Annotated in this window: 1 pseudogene; it reads right to left on the minus strand. The window is 64.3% G+C overall.

Going from position 1 to position 280, the window contains the following annotated elements:
• Positions 1–280: pseudogene (locus tag MD536_RS21700) on the minus strand (Ni/Fe hydrogenase subunit alpha); the annotation flags it as partial.

Genomic DNA, 280 nt, shown 5'->3' on the forward strand with positions numbered 1-280 from the left:
CAGCGTGCCGCGGGGCGCCTCGATCAGCCCGACGCATTCGTCGCGCCGCTCGCCTTTGACGACGAGGTCGGTCCCCTGGAGGTCCGGATCGTTGAGCAGGTCGCGGATCTTTTCCGCGGAGTGCAGCAGCTCAATCATGCGTGTCCAGTGGTACGCCATGGTCAGGTTGTTGGGTTTGCCGTTCGTGAGCTTCATGAAGGCCTTGCGTTCTTCTTCCGCCTCGGGCGTATCGATGAAGTCGGCGGTGTTGACGCGCGCCAGCGGTCCGACGCGGTACCAG

The organism is Flavihumibacter cheonanensis, from assembly GCF_022352215.1.
Classification (GTDB): Bacteria; Bacteroidota; Bacteroidia; order Chitinophagales; family Chitinophagaceae; genus Flavihumibacter; species Flavihumibacter cheonanensis.